At 56.3% G+C, this 17654-nt stretch carries 14 protein-coding genes and 2 tRNA genes; 7 read left to right on the plus strand and 9 right to left on the minus strand.

All coding sequences use genetic code 11. The annotated features are described in order from the left end of the window. The first annotated feature begins 6 nt into the window (after positions 1–6). On the plus strand, positions 7–2196 hold the full coding sequence (locus USF70_RS09730) for a TonB-dependent siderophore receptor (RefSeq protein WP_320735579.1): 2190 nt from the start codon (positions 7–9) through the stop codon (positions 2194–2196). Positions 2197–2360: 164 nt separating this feature from the next. After that, positions 2361–2436, plus strand: a tRNA-Asn gene (locus USF70_RS09735). Positions 2437–2490: 54 nt separating this feature from the next. On the opposite strand, the gene USF70_RS09740 is transcribed toward USF70_RS09735, so the two are convergent. From USF70_RS09740 to USF70_RS09750, 3 genes are all read right to left on the minus strand, one after another. Further along, positions 2491–2823 carry a type II toxin-antitoxin system PemK/MazF family toxin gene (locus USF70_RS09740; protein WP_032658722.1) on the minus strand — a complete coding sequence of 111 codons (333 nt, stop codon included), beginning with the start codon at positions 2821–2823 and terminating at the stop codon, positions 2491–2493. Continuing rightward, positions 2824–3081 carry an antitoxin gene (locus USF70_RS09745; protein ID WP_320735580.1) on the minus strand — a complete coding sequence of 86 codons (258 nt, stop codon included), beginning with the start codon at positions 3079–3081 and terminating at the stop codon, positions 2824–2826. Positions 3082–3372: 291 nt separating this feature from the next. After that, positions 3373–3762 carry a RidA family protein gene (locus tag USF70_RS09750; RefSeq protein WP_058841452.1) on the minus strand — a complete coding sequence of 130 codons (390 nt, stop codon included), beginning with the start codon at positions 3760–3762 and terminating at the stop codon, positions 3373–3375. A 141-nt stretch (positions 3763–3903) separates the two neighbouring features. Between USF70_RS09750 and USF70_RS09755 the strand changes: the two genes are divergently transcribed. Then, positions 3904–4824, plus strand: coding sequence for a LysR family transcriptional regulator (locus USF70_RS09755; protein WP_320735581.1), 921 nt, complete (start codon positions 3904–3906; stop codon positions 4822–4824). A gap of 54 nt (positions 4825–4878) precedes the next feature. Here the strand turns inward: USF70_RS09755 and cbl are convergent, their stop codons facing one another. Both cbl and nac read right to left on the minus strand, forming a co-directional pair. Beyond that, positions 4879–5829: an HTH-type transcriptional regulator Cbl gene (cbl, locus tag USF70_RS09760; protein ID WP_023336219.1), complete on the minus strand. Its 951-nt coding sequence runs from the start codon at positions 5827–5829 to the stop codon at positions 4879–4881. Between the two features lie 96 nt (positions 5830–5925). Next, positions 5926–6843: a nitrogen assimilation transcriptional regulator NAC gene (nac, locus tag USF70_RS09765; protein ID WP_033145933.1), complete on the minus strand. Its 918-nt coding sequence runs from the start codon at positions 6841–6843 to the stop codon at positions 5926–5928. A gap of 320 nt (positions 6844–7163) precedes the next feature. On the opposite strand from nac, the gene USF70_RS09770 reads away from it, so the two are divergent. Further along, positions 7164–7239, plus strand: a tRNA-Asn gene (locus USF70_RS09770). Positions 7240–7396: 157 nt separating this feature from the next. Here USF70_RS09770 and ldtA read toward each other — a convergent pair. The 3 genes from ldtA to USF70_RS09785 form a co-directional block, all read right to left on the minus strand. Then, positions 7397–8293, minus strand: coding sequence for a L,D-transpeptidase (gene ldtA / locus USF70_RS09775; RefSeq protein ID WP_047061146.1), 897 nt, complete (start codon positions 8291–8293; stop codon positions 7397–7399). A 61-nt stretch (positions 8294–8354) separates the two neighbouring features. After that, positions 8355–11048 carry a cation-transporting P-type ATPase gene (locus USF70_RS09780; RefSeq protein ID WP_196354214.1) on the minus strand — a complete coding sequence of 898 codons (2694 nt, stop codon included), beginning with the start codon at positions 11046–11048 and terminating at the stop codon, positions 8355–8357. Positions 11049–11095: 47 nt separating this feature from the next. Then, the gene (locus USF70_RS09785; protein WP_023312348.1) at positions 11096–11527 is read right to left on the minus strand and encodes a universal stress protein; all 432 of its coding nucleotides are present in this window, start codon (positions 11525–11527) and stop codon (positions 11096–11098) included. Positions 11528–11923: 396 nt separating this feature from the next. Between USF70_RS09785 and USF70_RS09790 the strand changes: the two genes are divergently transcribed. Genes USF70_RS09790 through USF70_RS09800 form a run of 3 tightly spaced genes read left to right on the plus strand, consistent with a single transcriptional unit; the run spans position 11924 to position 17033 of the window. Then, positions 11924–13009 carry an efflux RND transporter periplasmic adaptor subunit gene (locus tag USF70_RS09790; protein WP_320735582.1) on the plus strand — a complete coding sequence of 362 codons (1086 nt, stop codon included), beginning with the start codon at positions 11924–11926 and terminating at the stop codon, positions 13007–13009. After that, a complete protein-coding gene (locus tag USF70_RS09795) occupies positions 13009–16071 on the plus strand; it encodes an efflux RND transporter permease subunit (RefSeq protein WP_320735583.1) in 3063 nt (1020 codons plus the stop codon). Before USF70_RS09790 ends, USF70_RS09795 begins: the two co-directional genes overlap by 1 nt. After that, a complete protein-coding gene (locus USF70_RS09800; RefSeq protein ID WP_033145938.1) occupies positions 16068–17033 on the plus strand; it encodes an acyltransferase in 966 nt (321 codons plus the stop codon). Before USF70_RS09795 ends, USF70_RS09800 begins: the two co-directional genes overlap by 4 nt. Here the strand turns inward: USF70_RS09800 and pagP are convergent. Then, positions 17030–17605: a lipid IV(A) palmitoyltransferase PagP gene (pagP, locus tag USF70_RS09805; protein WP_033145939.1), complete on the minus strand. Its 576-nt coding sequence runs from the start codon at positions 17603–17605 to the stop codon at positions 17030–17032. The two genes, USF70_RS09800 and pagP, sit on opposite strands and share 4 nt — an antisense overlap. Positions 17606–17654 lie beyond the last annotated feature (49 nt).

The raw sequence follows: 17654 nt of genomic DNA on the forward strand, positions 1-17654 counted from the left end.
ATAACAATGAAACGTTCTCATCTTTGGGTTTTAAATCCTTGCTTGCTTGCAATGCTTTCTACCTCTGCGTGGGCGGAAGAACAAAAGGAAGAAAATATCGTGGTCTCCGCCAGCCGCGCGCACCGCAGCGTGGCGGAGATGGCGCAGACCACCTGGGTCATTGAACGTGCTGAAATTGAGCAGCAGGTTCAGGGCGGGAAAGAGATTAAAGAAGTGCTGGCACAGCTGATCCCAGGTATGGACGTCAGCAGCCAGGGCCGTACCAACTACGGCATGAACCTGCGCGGCCGCTCCATGATGGTGATGGTGGACGGCGTTCGCCTGAACTCGTCCCGCAGCGACAGCCGCCAGCTGGACTCTATCGATCCGTTCAACATTGACCGTATCGAAGTGATCTCCGGCGCCACCTCGCTCTACGGCGGCGGCAGCACCGGCGGCCTGGTGAACATCGTCACCAAAAAGGGCCAGCCGGATACCGAAGTTGAGTTCCAGACCGGGGCAAAGAGCGGGTTTAACAGCCACAACGATCGCGATGAGAACGTGTCGGCAGCCGTAAGCGGCGGCAACGACAATGCCTCCGGTCGTCTGTCGGTGTCGTATCAGCGCTACGGCGGCTGGTATGACGGCAAAGGCAACGAGGTGATTATCGATAACACCCAGACCGGCCTCCAGTATTCCGACCGTATAGATGTGATGGGCACAGGCACCATCAACATTGACGATCGTCAGCAGCTGCAGCTGACGACCCAGTACTACAAGAGCGAGTCCGACGGCAAGCATGGCCTGTATCTCGGGAAGAACTTCTCGGCGGTAACAGGCGATGCGACCGCGTACAACAAAGATAATCTTGATTCTGACCGCGTACCGGGCACCGAGCGCCATCTGATTAACCTGCAGTACTCCAATACCGATTTCTGGGGCCAGGATCTGGTCGCACAGATTTACTATCGCGACGAGAGCCTGACCTATTATCCGTTCCCGACCCTGACCAAAGGCGTGGTGAGCAGCATCGGCGCGTCCCAGCAGAAAACCGATTTTTACGGCGGCAAGCTGACGCTGAACAGCAAGCCGGTGGACGATTTAACGCTGACCTGGGGTGTGGATGCCGACCACGAAACCTTCGATGCCAACCAGCAGTTCTTCAACCTGAGCAAGGCCGCGGCGAGCGGCGGCATGGAGCTGGATAACGCCTACAACGTGGGCCGTTACCCGGGCTACAGCATCACCAACCTCGCCCCGTTCCTGCAGGCCAGCTACGACATTGACGCCATCACCCTGAGCGGCGGCGTGCGTTATCAGTACACCGAAAACAAGGTGGACAACTTTGTCGGTTATACCCAGCAGCAGGCCATCGCCACCGGGAAAGCCACCTCCGCCGACGCGGTGCCGGGCGGGAAAACCGATTACAACAACTTCCTGTTTAACGCCGGGATCCTTGGTCGCCTGACCGAACAGCAGCAGGTATGGTTTAACTTCTCACAGGGCTTCGAAATTCCGGACCTGGCGAAGTACTACGGCTCCGGCACCTATCAGCTCAGCAACGGTCACTATCGCCTGCTGAACAGCGTCAACGTGAACGATTCGACGCTGGACGGTATCAAGGTCAACGCTTATGAGCTGGGCTGGCGCTACACCGGCGATAACCTGCGCACGCAGGTCGCGGCGTATTACTCGCTCTCGGATAAAACCATCACCATCAACAAGACGGATATGACCATCAACCTGGAAGACGACAAGCGTCGTATCTACGGGGTGGAAGGTCAGGTGGACTATTTCTTCACCGACAGCGACTGGAGCACCGGTGCGAACTTCAACGCTATCAAGTCTGAAACCCGCGAAAACGGGAAATGGGAGAAGCTGACGGTCGACAGCGCCAGCCCGTCGAAAGCCAGCGCATGGGTCAACTGGGCGCCGGGCGACTGGACCCTGCGCGTACAGAGCACGCAGACCTTTGACGTGTCAGACTCCGACGGCAAGAAGATCGATGGCTATAACACCGTCGACTTCCTGGGCAGCTACGCCCTGCCGGTGGGTAAGGTCAGCTTCAGCGTGGAAAACCTGCTGGACAAAGACTACACCACCGCATGGGGCCAGCGCGCGCCGGGGCTGTATAGCCCAACCTACGGCGCACCGGGCCTGTATACCTATAAAGGCCGTGGACGTACCTTTGGTCTGAACTACTCCGTATTGTTCTGATCCTGCGCGCCGCCTGCGGGCGGCGCATTTTGCTGTGTAATTTCAACGCGAATTTGCTATAAAATCAGCGATTTGCTGAAATTGTCGGCAAACAAACGAAAAGTGCGTTTTCACCCTTTGACAAGGCGTACTGAGGTCGCTACTATGCGCCTCGTTCACACGATTCCTCTGTAGTTCAGTCGGTAGAACGGCGGACTGTTAATCCGTATGTCACTGGTTCGAGTCCAGTCAGAGGAGCCAAATTTGAAAAGCCTGCTTTTGAAGCAGGCTTTTTGCTTTTCTGCGTCACTGATGTTAATTCAGAATCGCATCCAGCCTGGCAAGCACTTCATTTACAACGGCGTCAGGTATGCGTTCCAGCCGCATGCCGTTCCGGGCAGACATATCAATGGTTCTGGGCTGATCGCAGCGAATAACGCCCGTTGTTGTTGTCCCCGCCCCTTCCAGTGAAACGGTGAAACCTGCTGTACGTGCAAAGTTTCCGCCGCTGGTGACGGGAACCACTACCGGTAACCGGGTCAGCTTGTTAAACGATGCCTTCGATACGATAAGAACCGGACGTTTTCCACTTTGCTCGTGGCCAGCAATCGGATCCAGTGAAACAAGCCAGATTTCCCCTCTGTCCATTTACAGGATCTCCCTGCCCACCGCAGGCGCATCGATCCACTCCCGCTCCTCTTCGCTCATTTCAGCGTGCGGATCGCACTGCGCCAGCAGCTCCTCAAGCGAATAGTGAGGCCGCTTCTGGGGTTCAATAATCAGGCAGCCATTATTAATGGTCATGCCGACTTCGCTGTCCGTCGACAGTTCCAGCGTTTTCAGCATAGCGGGAGGAACCGCCAGCATGATGGATCCGCCGACCTTTTTCAGACGAGTTGTATACATAGCGCACCTCCGGATATTATATTTTAATATAACATTCATGACGGGAAGTGCACAATTATTCATCAGATTCATGGTGATTTCCTTTTCGTATTTAGGTGTCCATAAAGCCGTAATCCATCGAAGGACAGTGCAGGCGGGAACGAAGCGCGGAACTAAGAAGGCTGATAATAGAAAACTCTTTTTGCGGTTCAAAGGATTATGGCGAATTGGATAAACGAAATGCGAGGCGGCTTCCGGATCGGAGCTGCGCCCGCTGTATTGTCTTTTGACCGTCGGAAAGACCCGTAACGCTCAGGGCAGCCTGGCAATCACCTTAATCTCAAACTGGAATCCGTACAGCCACGTCACGCCGATCCCGGTCAACGTCGGGTAAGGCGCTTCCCCCCAATATTCTGGCAGGATACTCCAGATTGCGTCGAGGTTTGACTCGGGATCGACGACAAAGAGGGTAACGTCAACCACGTCACCGAACGTGCAGCCCGCAGCAGCGAGAACAGCATTAAGGTTATCGAATGCCAGCCGGATCTGCGCGTTGAGATCCTCTTCAGGCGAACCATCCTCCCGGCTACCAACCTGTCCCGAAACAAACAGGAAGCCGTTAGATTTGATGGCGGGTGAATACCGGTTGCGCTCGTAGAGCGCCTGCCGACCGAAGGGAAAAACGGCTTCGCGTGTTGTCATGTTTGTGCCTCTGTAATGGGGCGAAATCTGCCCGGTGAACATAAAGACACTTTACAGGTGCTGTAGCGGGCGGATAAACAAGCGACTTTGTCCATCATTGTTTGTAATATCCAAACAATCGGTGAAAAGAGAGAACAACGGATGGATCGTTTCGATGCGATGCGCGCCTTTGCTCGCGTGGTGGAGGCAGGCAGTTTCACCAAGGCTGCCCAAACGCTTCATATGAGCAAAACCACGGTGACGCAGCTTATTCAACAGCTGGAAGCGCGCCTGCGCGTCAAGCTGCTCCACCGCACCACCCGCAGGCTCGGTGTGACTCCTGATGGCGCGGTCTACTACGAGCGCGTCATCCGCCTGCTGGCGGACATGGAAGATGCTGAAAACAGCCTGTCCAGTGCAACGATGATGCCCCGGGGGCGACTACGGGTGGACGTGCCCACTCCTCTCGCCCGCCTGGTGCTGGTGCCCGCGCTACCGGCTTTTCACGCGCGCTACCCTGATATCCAGTTCGACATGGGCGTGAGTGACCGGGTGGTGGATTTGATCGGCGACAACGTGGACTGCGTCGTGCGGGGCGGCGAAATCAACGACCAGTCCCTGATCGCACGCCATGTCGGTGATTTACAAATCGGTGTTTACGTCGCACCGAGCTATGTGGAACGCCTCGGCGCACCTGCGCATCCGCGAGAGCTGGAAAACACGGACCATCGCATAGTGGGATTCTTGTCCTCACGCACCGGTAAGGTTGATCCTCTGGTACTGCACGGTGAGAGCGAACATATTGAAATCACGGGCAGCTACGTGCTTGCAGTGGATGATGGTAATGCCTACCTCGAAGCCGGGCTCGCGGGATTAGGCGTGATTGCGCTACCCGTTTATATGGCGGCAGCACATCAGGCTTGTGGCTCCTTGATTCCGCTATTTGAAGACTGGCGTATTAACCCAATGCCCCTGTACCTGGCCTTTCCGCCGAACCGCCACGTTAACGCCAAACTGCGCGTTTTTATTGATTGGATCGTTGAATTGATGCAGCAGCATGTCCCCACTACTTACAACAAGTGACGACATCCCTGCCCCCTGATTCGGCCAGCGCAGCGCCACCGGGCAAACCCGCACCTAAATCTGATAATCAATCGCCACTTCTTCCGGCTCCATCACCTGACGTTTAATCTCATCCACCGACAGCCCGGCGTTACAGAGTTCGATAAAGCGCCACACGTAGTTGCGCTGCAGCTGCCCGCGCTTCAGGCCAAGCCATACGGTGTTTGCGTCGAACAGATGACGCGTATCAAGACGCACCAGGTTCCCGTCCTCGCGTTCTCCGCTGGACTGTTCCGCCACCAGACCAATGCCCAGACCCAGCTCGACGTAGGTTTTGATCACGTCAGAATCCTGCGCGCTCAGCACCACGTCCGGCGTTAGCCCTTTGCGGTTGAAGGCCTCGTCTATGCGCGAGCGTCCGGTGATCCCCTGGCGGTAGGTGATCAGCGGCCATTTCGCAACGTCTTCCAGCGTCAGAGGGGAAACCTGATTCAGCGGATGATCGACCGGGAGTAACAGGCTGTGGTACCAGCGGAACCAGGGAAAGGCCACCAGCAGCGGGTCGTTGCTCAGGCGTTCGCTGGCAATGCCGATATCCGCCCCACCGTTTTGCAGCAGCACTTCAATTTCCTGCGGCGTGCCCTGGATGAGCTCCAGACGGACGTCGGGGAAAAGTTCGCGGAACGCTTTAATCACCGGCGGCAGGCTGTAGCGCGCCTGGGTGTGGGTGGTGGCGATGGTGAGTACGCCCGAGGCGTCATTGGTAAAGAGATCCGCCAGACGACGCACGTTGCTTGCCTCGTTGAGGATCCGCTCAGCGATGGTGAGCAAAGCCTTACCCGGCTCCGTCATGCCGAGCAGCCGCTTGCCGCGACGGATAAAGATCTCTATGCCCAGCTCCTCTTCCAGCTCGCGGATGTGGCGGCTGACGCCGGACTGAGAGGTATAAAGCATATTGGCGACCTCGGTCAGGTTGTAGTCCCGCCTGGCCGCCTCACGGATAATTTTAAGTTGCTGGAAATTCACGGTTCACTCCGGCGCATCTGACATAGCTCTATTGTTAGAGTCAGCCGCGCTGCAGAACAAATAATAAAAACCAGCATCTTATGCTTTTATGGAATATCAGCTCACGAGCTGGAGTTCACGGTTCTCAAGCGACGGCTTGCTGACCAGCGACATCAAAATCTCTTTTACCGCCTGTGCCTGCGGCGTCAGCGAACCGCGTGCAGACATGTTCAGCGACAGCGGCAGGCTCATCGAAGGCGTGGTGATCCGCGCCATCCAGCCGTTTGCCGCGCTGCACAGCGAGCGGGCTGCGGATTCCGGCAGAACCGTCACCCCCATTCCGCTGGCAATGGCCGCGGTGAGCGTGGAGATTGAGTCAATTTCACCGATGATTTTGGCCGTCAGGCGGCGCAGGGAGAACGCTTCGTCCACGCGCACGCGCACGGCGCTGTAGTCGCGCGGCAGATAAAGGTTCATTTCTGCCACGGCGGTAAGGTCTACGCTCTGGCCCGGACAGTCGCGGGTGCCCACGAGGTAGAGATCTTCTTTCAGCAGCGGCTGGCTGGTGATGCCGGCGACCGGGGAGCGATCGTAAAGGACCGCCATATCCAGCTGGCCGTTGAGCAGTTTGTCATTCAGCACGGAGCCGCTGTTTTCGTGCAGGTACACCAGCACTTCTGGCAGCTCGGCGCGGACGGCCTGCAGCAGCGGCATAGTAATAGAGGACGCGGCCGTTCCCGGCGCCAGGCCGATAGACACGTGCCCGCTCAGGGTCTGTCCCACGTTATTCACCGCCAGCTGCGCCTGTTCACACTGGCGGAGGATGGTGCGCGCATGGGTATACAGGATTTTGCCTGCTTCCGTTGGCGTGACGCCGCGTTTGGTGCGGATCAACAGCTGCTGATCCATCTCGCCTTCCAGAGTAGCCACCTGCTGGCTCAGCGCAGGCTGCGCGATATGCAGCACTTCTGCCGCTTGAGTCAGGCTGCCGATATCGACGATTTTTACGAAGTATTTCAGTCGTCTTAAGTTCATTTTGCCCCCTGTTCGAAATGCTGTGCCGGAACCGGCTGTCGTTGTTGAACAGGTTTTGCAATATGAATGCCACTTTTACCAGGCGGTCTAAATTGTTCGCTAAGCGCCTGAAAATAAGGAAACCTAATCATGGAGGGGGGTTTTATTACCGAAACAGCAGTTTATGATCTGCCCCATTAGGGGTATACCCGCACCATGACGGTGCATTCCGCTGCCAAAAACATCACTTTGCCGATTTTGTCAGCAAACGATCAAAAGGCGTTGATCCACCCTTTGACAAGGCGAACGCAGGTCGATAATATGCGCCCCGTTCACACGATTCCTCTGTAGTTCAGTCGGTAGAACGGCGGACTGTTAATCCGTATGTCACTGGTTCGAGTCCAGTCAGAGGAGCCAAATTTGAAAAGCCTGCTTTTAAAGCAGGCTTTTTGCTTTTCTGCATCTGGTAAAATTGTCGGGTGGCGGCTGCGCCTTACCCGACCTACGGGGCTCGTGTGTGCACCCTCTCCCGCGGGAGAGGGCTGGGGTGAGGGCACCAGCCCGCGCTATCCCTTCACATGCCAATCTTAACCGGCATTCCCGACCGCCGTTCCAGTTCAGCGCCCGCGCCCTCGTTTATCAACTGCGTTCGCTGCGCGGCTGAAATAGGCAGCGGCACTTTCCGGGTTGACTCAAATTCCGCACGGTTACGTGATAATGGCTCGTGAACTTCCACCCAGCGGCTGCCGTCCGGCTCCGTGGTCATCTTTACGGGCCGATCGATAAGCTGCACGCGGGTTCCCACGGGAACGTTATCGAAAAGGTATTTGATGTCGTTATTACGCAGACGAATACAGCCCTGACTTACCCGCAGCCCGATGCCGAAATTCGAGTTTGTGCCGTGAATGGCATACAGCCTGCCGATATAAATCGCATACAGCCCCATCGGGTTATCCGGCCCGGCGGGCACGAATGCCGGCAGCGTTTTCCCTTCTGCCGCATAGGCACGGCGCGTGTTCGGCGTTGGAGACCAGGTTGGCCCCTCCTGCTTACGCTCAACGGCCGTCACCCAGTTACGCGGGGTTTCACGCCCGGCCTGACCGATACCGATGGGCAGCACTTCAACGGTGTTACCGCCGGGCGGGTAGTAGTAGAGACGCATCTCCGCCGCATTGACGATAATGCCCTCGCGGACGGTGTCAGGCAAAATCAGCTGCTGGGGTATCACCAGCCGGGTGCCAGGTTTGGGCAAAAAAGGATCCACGCCCGGGTTTGCTTCCAGCAGGTTGCTCAGCCCCTGCCCGTGCTGCGCGGCAAAGGCTTCCAGAGGCAGCGTATTGCCTTCGGGAACGGTGATGATAATCGGGGTGCCCACCAGACGACTGCCTTCCGGCGGGAGCGTATAGGTTACGGCAAACGCACCGGGTACAGCGGCACACAGCGTAAGGACGAACCAGGTAAGTCGAATCATAGTTTTCTGCGCTCAAAAAAGAGAAAGCCCGGACTCAGGCAGGCTTTCTCAGTTTACGCTATCACGCCTCGGTTTTGCGCCACCTGCGCGTCAGCACTTTCTCCGCCTCGACAATAAGGAACATCACAAAACCAATCAGGAAGGTGATGACCCAGTAGCGGAACGGCAGCGCTTCGGTGCCAAACAGCATCTGCATGAACGGTGCGTAAATGATAAGAAGCTGCAACGCCAGCAGTACGCCGCTCACGATCCAAATTCCTTTGTTCGCCAGCAGGCCTTTGCTCAGCGAGAAGCCGTCATTCACGCGACAGTTGAGCATGTAGAACCACTGCGCAGTGACCAGGGTTTGCAGCAGCACGGTGCGGATAAATTCTGCCGAGTAGCCGCGCGGCTGTAGCCAGGCTTCCAGCACGAAGGCGCTGATGGCAATCATCAGACCGACAAACACCACGCGCCAGATGGCATAGCCGTCCATCACATGGAGATTCGCCTTGCGCGGTGGCCGGTTCATGATGTCCTTCTCACCCGCTTCAAACGCCAGGCCAAACGACAGCGTTGCCGACGTCGCCATGTTCATCCACAGGATCAGGACCGGCGTCAGCGGGATCAGGTTCCCCGCCAGCAGCGCGATGATAATCAGCAGGGCCTGCGCGATGTTGCTGGGGATAACGAACAGAATGGTCTTTTTCAGGTTGTCGTAAACCCGGCGTCCCTCGTGCACCGCGCTGGCAATGGTGGCAAAGTTGTCATCCGTTAACACCATGTCGGCGGCTTCCTTGGTCACTTCCGTCCCCTTAATCCCCATGGCGATACCCACATCCGCCCGCTTGAGCGCGGGGGCATCATTTACGCCATCCCCGGTCATGCCCACGACTTCCTGTTTACTTTGCAGAGCCTGCACAAGGCGGAATTTATCCTCCGGGCTGGTTCGGGCGAAAATATCGTACTGCTGTGCGGCGTCGCTCAGCTGACGATCGTCCATCGCCTCCAGCTCACGTCCGGTGATAGCGCTTGCGGCGTTACCAATCCCCAACATTTGCCCAATGCTCATGGCCGTTTGCGGGTGGTCGCCGGTGATCATTTTCACGCGGATCCCGGCCTGCAGACAGTCGGCAATGGCGGTAATGGCCTCCGGACGCGGCGGATCCATCATTCCTGCGATACCCAGCAGGATCACGCCGTCATGCAGGTCCGGATGATCCAGCTCGCGTTGTCCCTCGTGGGCAGGTTTCCAGGCCGCAGCCACCATGCGCAGCCCCTCACGGGCATACTCTTCAATCTTCCCTTCCCAGTAAGGCTGATCGAACGGCTGCAGCCCGTCATTCGTCTGCTGGTACTGGCAGAGGCGGAACAGGACGTCCGGCGCGCCGGTGATTAAAATCACCTCTTCATCGCCCAGCCGGTACAGCGTGGACATGTATTTATACTGCGAATCAAACGGGATTTTACTGCGCATTTCGGTATCGAGCGGTGGGAGCGGGATTTTCGCCGCCAGCACCTTCAGCGCGCCCTCGGTTGGGCCCCCGGTGATTTTCCACAGCCCCTGCTCGTCTTTGATCAGCTGGCTGTCATTACAGAGATCAATGGTGCGCAGATAGCGTTCCAGCAGGGAACCCTGCGTCACGCTGACGGGCGTCGGGTCATCTACGGGGTGAATATTCCCCACCGGTTCGTAGCTGTCGCCCTCTACGCGATAGGTCGTGTCAGCGGTAATCACCGCTTTGACCGTCATTTCATTCATCGTCAGGGTGCCGGTTTTATCCGAGCAGATGACCGTCATCGCCCCCAGCGTTTCCACCGTAGGCAGCTTGCGAATGATAGCCTTGCGACGCGCCATGGCCTGTACGCCAAGCGAAAGGATGATGGAAATGATGGCCGGCAGGCCTTCCGGCACGGCGGCAACGGCGAGGCTAATAAGCGACAGCACCAGTTCAGAAACCGGCATATCCCGGAACAGGAGGCTAAAGACAAACAGCGCCACCATCATCACCAGGATAGTGATGAAGATGGTCTTACCGAGCTTATCCATCTGCACCATCAGCGGCGTGCGGTGTTTTTCAATGTCGGACATCATCTGATTGATGTGGCCCAGTTCGGTCTCGCCCCCGGTTGCCACCACCACGCCTTTACCGCCGCCGGAGCTAACGGTAGTGCCTGAGTAGAGCAGATTATACCGGTCACCTAAAGGCAGTTCCCCGCTTAACGCATCGCTGTTTTTCTCAACAACGGTGGATTCGCCGGTCAGGATGGCCTCCTCCACGCGAAGGTTATGCGCTTCAATCACGCGCAGGTCCGCAGGGATACGATCCCCGGCGCGGATCACCACGATATCTCCCGGAACCAGCGCCGTGGTGGGGATCGTTTCGTGATTCCCCTGTCGTACCACCACGGCTTCGCTGGAGAGCATATTGCGAATACTCTGCAGCGATTTTTCAGCATTGCTCTCCTGGATATGGCCAATCAGCGCGTTAATGATGGCAACCCCAAGGATCACAAACATGTCTACCCAGTGGCCCATGAAGAGCTTAAGCAACGCGGCCACCAGCAGAACGTAAATCAATACGTCGTTAAAATGCGCCAGGAAGCGCAGCCAGGCAGGTTTGCCCTTTTTTTGCGGTAACGCATTCTCACCATGCTGCTGAAGTCGGGCTGATGCCTCTGTGCCGCTAAGGCCTTCCAGGGTGGAGTGAATATTCGACAGGGTTTCATCAACGGTTTGTTGATAATACGGACGTTCAGGTTTTCCTGTTTTCATCGTTCCTTCCTCAGGTTCTATTCAGAAATCACCTTGCTTCTCTGTAATTAACGAATAACGAAAACAGGAACATGTGCGTAACGAACAATACTTGCCGCCTCCGATCCTAACAAATGGGTTTGAATATTTGGATTTCGCGAGCCGACAATAATCGCGCCGACGGTAAGTTCATCCGCCAGCTTAATAACCTCATCACGAACATTCCCGCTACGGACGTGGAGATGAACACGCTCTTCTGGCAAATTTACTTTTTTGACCAGGTCAGACAGCTTTTCTTTCGAATTATTAATCATATATTCATCCATTTTGCGCGCATCTGAAATAAAACCACGCGTCAGTTCGGCTGAAAATTTGGGCATGACGTGCAGCAAATGAATGTCACCCGATGCGCTTTGCGCCAGAAACTGTGCATGCTGCAACGCTTTATCCGCAAGGCTTGTCTCGTAGACATCCACCGGAACGAGAATGTTTTTATACATATCGAGCATCCTTTTTATAACCAACACGAGAGTGAATGAAGCAAAAAAACGCATTAAATGCAGGGGGTTGCCCTTAATGCCAGTTACGGTAAAAAAAGATGATTAACATTAAACGTAGCACAGGAATATCAGGTTTAGCGCTTCCCCACTGATAATGGTTATTTAACATTTATCTTTTCGCCGACTATGCTCATAGTCAGCTACCGCTTCCGGCTCATGGAGGAATGTATGTATGGTTTAAGCCTGATCCGTCTGGGTATGTTTATTGCGCTTGCCATTATCGCCAGCACGGCGATTGGTTTATTTACCTATATGGTCGTCACTGTTCTGGCAGAATAGTGTCACCCCTGTCCAGGTTATGGAATAAATAAAACAGTTATTTATTAGGGGAATACAGTGAACCGCTACCTCTCTCTTTTACCGTTCGTTTTGTTAACGCTCACGGCGTGCGACCCGAAACCGAAGCAAGACTCTCCCCTTCCCAGGATGGTAAAAGTGGCGGAGGTGACGGTTCCCGGTCACGCCCAGCAGCGCGTTTTCCCCGCCCGCATTGAATCGGGCGATGCCACAGACCTTTCCTTCAAGCGCGCAGGTCAAATTGAAGCGCTGGATGTGCGTCAGGGCGCAGCCATCAAGCAGGGGCAACAGCTTGCCAGACTGAACGCCCGTGAAGCCCAGCAGCGGGTTAACGACAGACAAACGGCGGCGACGCTGGCCCAGAGGCAGTTCGATCGTTTCCAGACGCTGGCGGGCCGGCAGGCGATTTCGAAAGCGGAAATGGACGTGCAGCGTGCGAACCGAGATTCGGCGAATGCGGCGCTGCAGATTGCCCGAGAAGAGCTGAATCAGATGACGCTCGTCGCCCCCTTCAGCGGGACGGTGGCCAGCGTACATGTCCGAAATCATCAGGTGGTGTCCCCCGGACAGCCCATTGCCACGTTAACCCGCACCGACCTGCTTGACGTGGTGTTCAGTATCCCCGAAAACCTGTTTAAGACCTTTGATATCCGCAACGCGCAGTATCGCCCCGTGGTGCGAATTAACGCCATTCCGGATCGTGAATTTACCGCCGTCTACAAAGAGCATTCGGGCAGCAGCGACAGCAATACCCTGACCTGGCAGGTGATACTCACCATGCCGCGGCCAGATGATTTTCCCGCCGTCGGTGGCGTAAGCGGTACGGTGACCATCAATTTAACCAACCTCCCGGCGGGCGCGGGCGCTCAGGCGCTGGTCGTACCGGTTGAGGCAGTCTTTAACCCGGACAACAGCCCGCGCAATGAGCCGCACGTCTGGGTCGTAACGGGCGAAGGCGACGCGCTCCATCTTGAAGACCGCAAGGTCAGCGTGGGACAAGTGAGTACTGAAGGCGTGGAGATCACCAGCGGGCTTAAGGCGGGCGAACGCGTGGTGGCTGCGGGCGTTGGGGAGCTCCATGCTAACCAGCCGGTGCGTATCTGGACGCGTGAACGGGGACTGTAATGGATATCTCTCGTCAATTTATCAATAACCCTGTTCGCGTCTGGCTAACGATCCTGCTGCTGGGCATCGGGGGGATTTTTGCCCTGTTGAATATCGGCAGGCTGGAAGATCCCGCCTTTACCATCAAAACCGCAGTGGTGGTCACCCACTACCCCGGCGCATCCGCTCAGCAGGTTGAAGAAGAGGTGACGCTTCCGCTGGAGAATGCCCTTCAGCAGCTGCCTTATCTGGATAACGTCAGCTCTATCTCGTCAAACGGTCTGTCGCAAATCACCGTTAACATCGCGTCACGCTATCACTCGAACGAGCTGCCGCAGATTTGGGATGAACTGCGCCGCCGCGTGGGCGATGCCTCGCGTCAGTTCCCGCCCGGCGTCGTCACGCCCTTTGTAAATGACGATTTCGGCGATGTGTTCGGCTTCTTCTTCGCCATTTCCGGGAATGAATTCAGTAACCCTGAACTGGTGAGATACGCGGAGCAGCTTCGCCGCGAGTTAATTCTGGTCCCCGGGGTTGCGAAGGTCGCCATCGGTGGGGCGATTAGCCAGCAGGTCAACATTGATATCTCCCTGAGCAAAATGGCCGCGCGCGGCATTACGCTGAACCAGCTTTCCGCCCTGCTCAGCAGACTTAACGTTGTTTCCAGCGCAGGAGAAATCACCTCCGGCAGCGAATCCATTCGCCTGCACCCGACCGGCGAGTTCGGGAATCTTGATGAACTGGCGGATCTCATCATCACGCCTTCCGGCATCGGGGCGGCGACGCGTCTGCGGGATATCGCCACGCTGTCGCGCGGGCTGAACGAATCGCCAGCCAGTATCTACCATGCCAACGGCAAAAAAGCCGTCACCATGGGCGTCTCGTTTATTCCCGGGGTGAACGTGATCGACGTGGGCCACGCGCTGGAGGCGAAGCTAAACCAGATGTCGGCGGAAAAACCGGCAGGCATACGGATAGACCTGTTTTACGATCAGGCAGCCGAAGTGGGCCACTCTGTTAACGGTTTTATTATTAACTTCCTGATGGCGCTGGCGATTGTCATCGGCGTGCTGCTGATCTTTATGGGCGTACGCAGCGGGATCATCATTGCGGTTTCTCTCGCCCTTAACGTGCTGGGCACGCTGCTGATTATGTATCTGTGTGGCATTGAGCTACAGCGCATCTCGCTCGGGGCACTGATTATTGCCCTCAGCATGCTGGTGGATAACGCCATCGTGATTGTCGAAGGGGTGCTGATTGCCCGACAGCAGGGCTCGCCTCTGCTGACTGCCGTAAACTACATCATCCGCCGCTCCGCCCTGCCGCTGCTGGGGGCGACGGTGATTGCCATCCTGGCGTTTGCTCCTATCGGCCTGTCGCAGGATTCCACCGGGGAATATTGTAAATCCCTGTTCCAGGTGCTGCTGATTTCCCTGATGCTGAGCTGGTTCTCTGCGCTCACCCTCACCCCGGTGCTGATTAAGTGGTGGTTGTTTAAAAACGACAGCGCGCCCGATAAAACCGACGAGTCAGATCCTTACGATAAACGACTCTACCGCGCCTACCAGCGCCTGCTTAACATGCTGCTGAGCCATAAGGCACCGACGCTCATTGTGATGGCTGCGCTGCTGGCAGCGTCTGTCTGGGGCTTCGGCGCCGTACGGCAAAACTTTTTCCCGTCGTCTAATACGCCCATTTTCTTTGTCGACCTGTGGTTACCCTACGGTACCGATATCAGGTGGACTGAGAAAATGACCAGCGATATCGAAAAAACCATTAACGGCCAGCCTGGCGTGGAGACCACCGTCTCAACCATTGGTCAGGGAAGTATGCGCTTTATTCTGACCTACAGCGGACAGCGCCAGTACAGCAACTATGCGCAGATCATGGTGCGGATGGACGACCAGCGCAACATCTCCGCCCTGACGCGCCACGTGGACGAGTACATCGCGCGAAACTATCCGCAGGTCAACGCCAGCACCAAACGCGTGATGTTTGGCCCCTCCGGCGACAGCGCCATTGAGGTGCGCATTAAAGGCCCCGACCCTGACCGGCTGCGCCTGATTGCCAGCCAGGTGGACGACATCCTCACCCGCGATCCTGCTACGGGCAGCGTCAGGAACGACTGGCAAAACCGCAGCAAGGTGATCCGCCCACAGTACGTTGCCGCCCTGGGCCGCGAGCTTGGCGTAGATAAGCAGGACGTCGACAACGCGCTGGAGATGAACTTCTCCGGCAGCCGGGCGGGGCTGTATCGGGAAGGCAGTGACCTGCTTCCGGTCGTGGTGCGCCCGCCTGAGAGCGAACGGCTGGACGCCAGTCACCTGAACAACGTGCTGGTCTGGAGCCAGACGCGGCAGCAGTATATCCCGCTGAGTAACGTCGTCAGCCGCTTCTCGCTGGAGTGGGAAGATCCGCTCATCCTTCGACGCGACCGCTCGCGGGTGCTGACGGTGCAGACGGACCCGGACCCGCTGAGCCAGCAAACCTCCGGGGACATTCTCGCCCGGGTGAAGCCGCAAGTAGATGCCCTTCCCCTGCCACACGGCTACAGCATCGAGTGGGGGGGCGACGCGGAAAACTCCAGCGAAGCGCAGCAGGGGCTATTCACTACGCTACCTCTCGGGTATCTGGTGATGTTTGTCATTACGGTGCTGATGTTCAGCTCGGTAAAAAATGCGGTCGCTATCTGGCTGACCGTACCGCTGGCGCTGATTGGCGTGACGCCGGGATTTTTACTTACCGGCATTCCCTTTGGCTTTATGGCGCTGATTGGTCTGCTGAGCCTGAGCGGAATGCTCATCCGCAACGGCATCGTGCTGGTGGAAGAGATCGAACAGCAGAAAACGCAACAGGATCAGCACAGCGCGATCGTGTACGCCGCGACCTCACGTCTGCGCCCCATCCTGCTCACCGCGTTCACGACCGTACTTGGCCTGGCTCCGCTGCTGCTGGACGTTTTCTTCCAGAGCATGGCCGTTGTGATTATGTTTGGACTGGGGTTTGCTACAATCCTGACGCTGCTGGTACTCCCCGTGATCTATGCGTGTTTCCATCGTAAGGACGAAGCCAAACAACAATGAATGCGACAGGGCTGAACATTATCAAGACGCTGGGCTGTATGACGGCGGTGACCTTCTTTACCATCTACAACACCTGGGATCATTATGATTATGACTATCACTGGATCCTGGGGTTTTTAACCTTTATTTCGACGATCGCCACACCGCTGTTTTTTGTCGTTGCGGGCTATCTCGACGGACAATCACGGCACGGCACCCGCTGGCAGCTCGGTAAAATTAAAAGTCTGGTGATTGTTTTTCTGTTCTGGATAACGATCTACTACCTGTGGGAGCCCTATCAGCGCGGGTATTTAATCCAGCCCTGGTTCGTGTTTGCGTTTGTGGTGATTTACACCTTCCACCCGGTGGTGGAGTGGCTCAGCCAGCGGCGAAGGCTGTTCTGCGGCGCGATCGCTGCCCTGCTGCTCTTTTCCTACGGATACGATCTGCTGTCAGCGCTCTATCCTGGAACGCACGTCCTTTCTCTTTCACCGCAGTATCGGCTGTGGACATGGCTGCTGTTTTATCTGACGGGGCAACTCTTTTGCGACCCGAAAATTGCCGAGTGGATTAGCCGCAAAAATGTCGTCAGGGCGGCGGTTGTCGCCATCCCGTTTATCTACCTCTTCACCTGGTTTTACGAGCGCCACTTCTTCTTCGCGCTGTTCAAGGCGGACAGAAACGCCTTTATTCTCACCGGCTCGCAGATTTACATTTTAATCATCGCGCTGGTGATTGCGGCGAACGGCGTGCGCTTTCGCCGCAATGCTGAATTTAAGGAGTCCATTCTGGCCGCCATCAGCAAAACGATGACCGGCGTGTATATTGTGCACTACTCGGTGTTTCATCTGCTGACGGCGCTGATACCGGTGACCTCTCTCGGTATGAAGCTGGCGTTGATTGTGCTCACCTTCGTCACCTCAGTTCTGTTCTCCATGCTGGTATTGTCTAACGCCGTGGCAAAAAAGGTGATCACCCTTTAAAAGCCTAAGCGCAGCCAGGCAAAGAGCACGTTGCCGTTGTTATAGGTTCCTGGAATATAGGTGAACTGGACGGTAACGCGCTTATACCCGGCCGAAAACAGCGGGAAGATGAACGGTAGCGGGACATAGTTTGCAAAATCATCTCGCGCCGTGATGCCAGCTGCGGCACCGAGCCCAAGACGGAAATCTTTGGCATCATCCAGATACCAGCCCTTCTCCCAGCCATAGCCCATCGCGGGCTGCCATTCGTTGTGCGAGTCCTTGAACATCATTGCGAACAGCGCGCTCCAGTTGCCCTCTTCGTTATAGCGGGAAACGCCCAGCCCGCCGCCCCACGGCATTTCATTGTAATTGTCGGTTTTTTCTTTGTCGTACATAAAGCGAGCGTGCCAGCTCAGAAACGGCAGGTACAGGTCGTAACGTTGGGGCTCTTCCCAGGTTTGCGAAATATCATCCGTCAGCGCATTCCACCAGCCGCTGATACGCTGTTCACCATAGACGTTGGGCTCCGCATGAAGCGGTGCGACGAATAAAAACAGGACCATCCAGAATGCCGAAAAGGTGCGTTGCATCGTTATTCCCTCAGCTTAACTTACGCAGCGGTCACTATTACTGTAAACC

This window comes from Enterobacter sp. 237C8, from assembly GCF_034106865.1.
GTDB lineage: Bacteria > Pseudomonadota > Gammaproteobacteria > Enterobacterales > Enterobacteriaceae > Enterobacter > Enterobacter asburiae_B.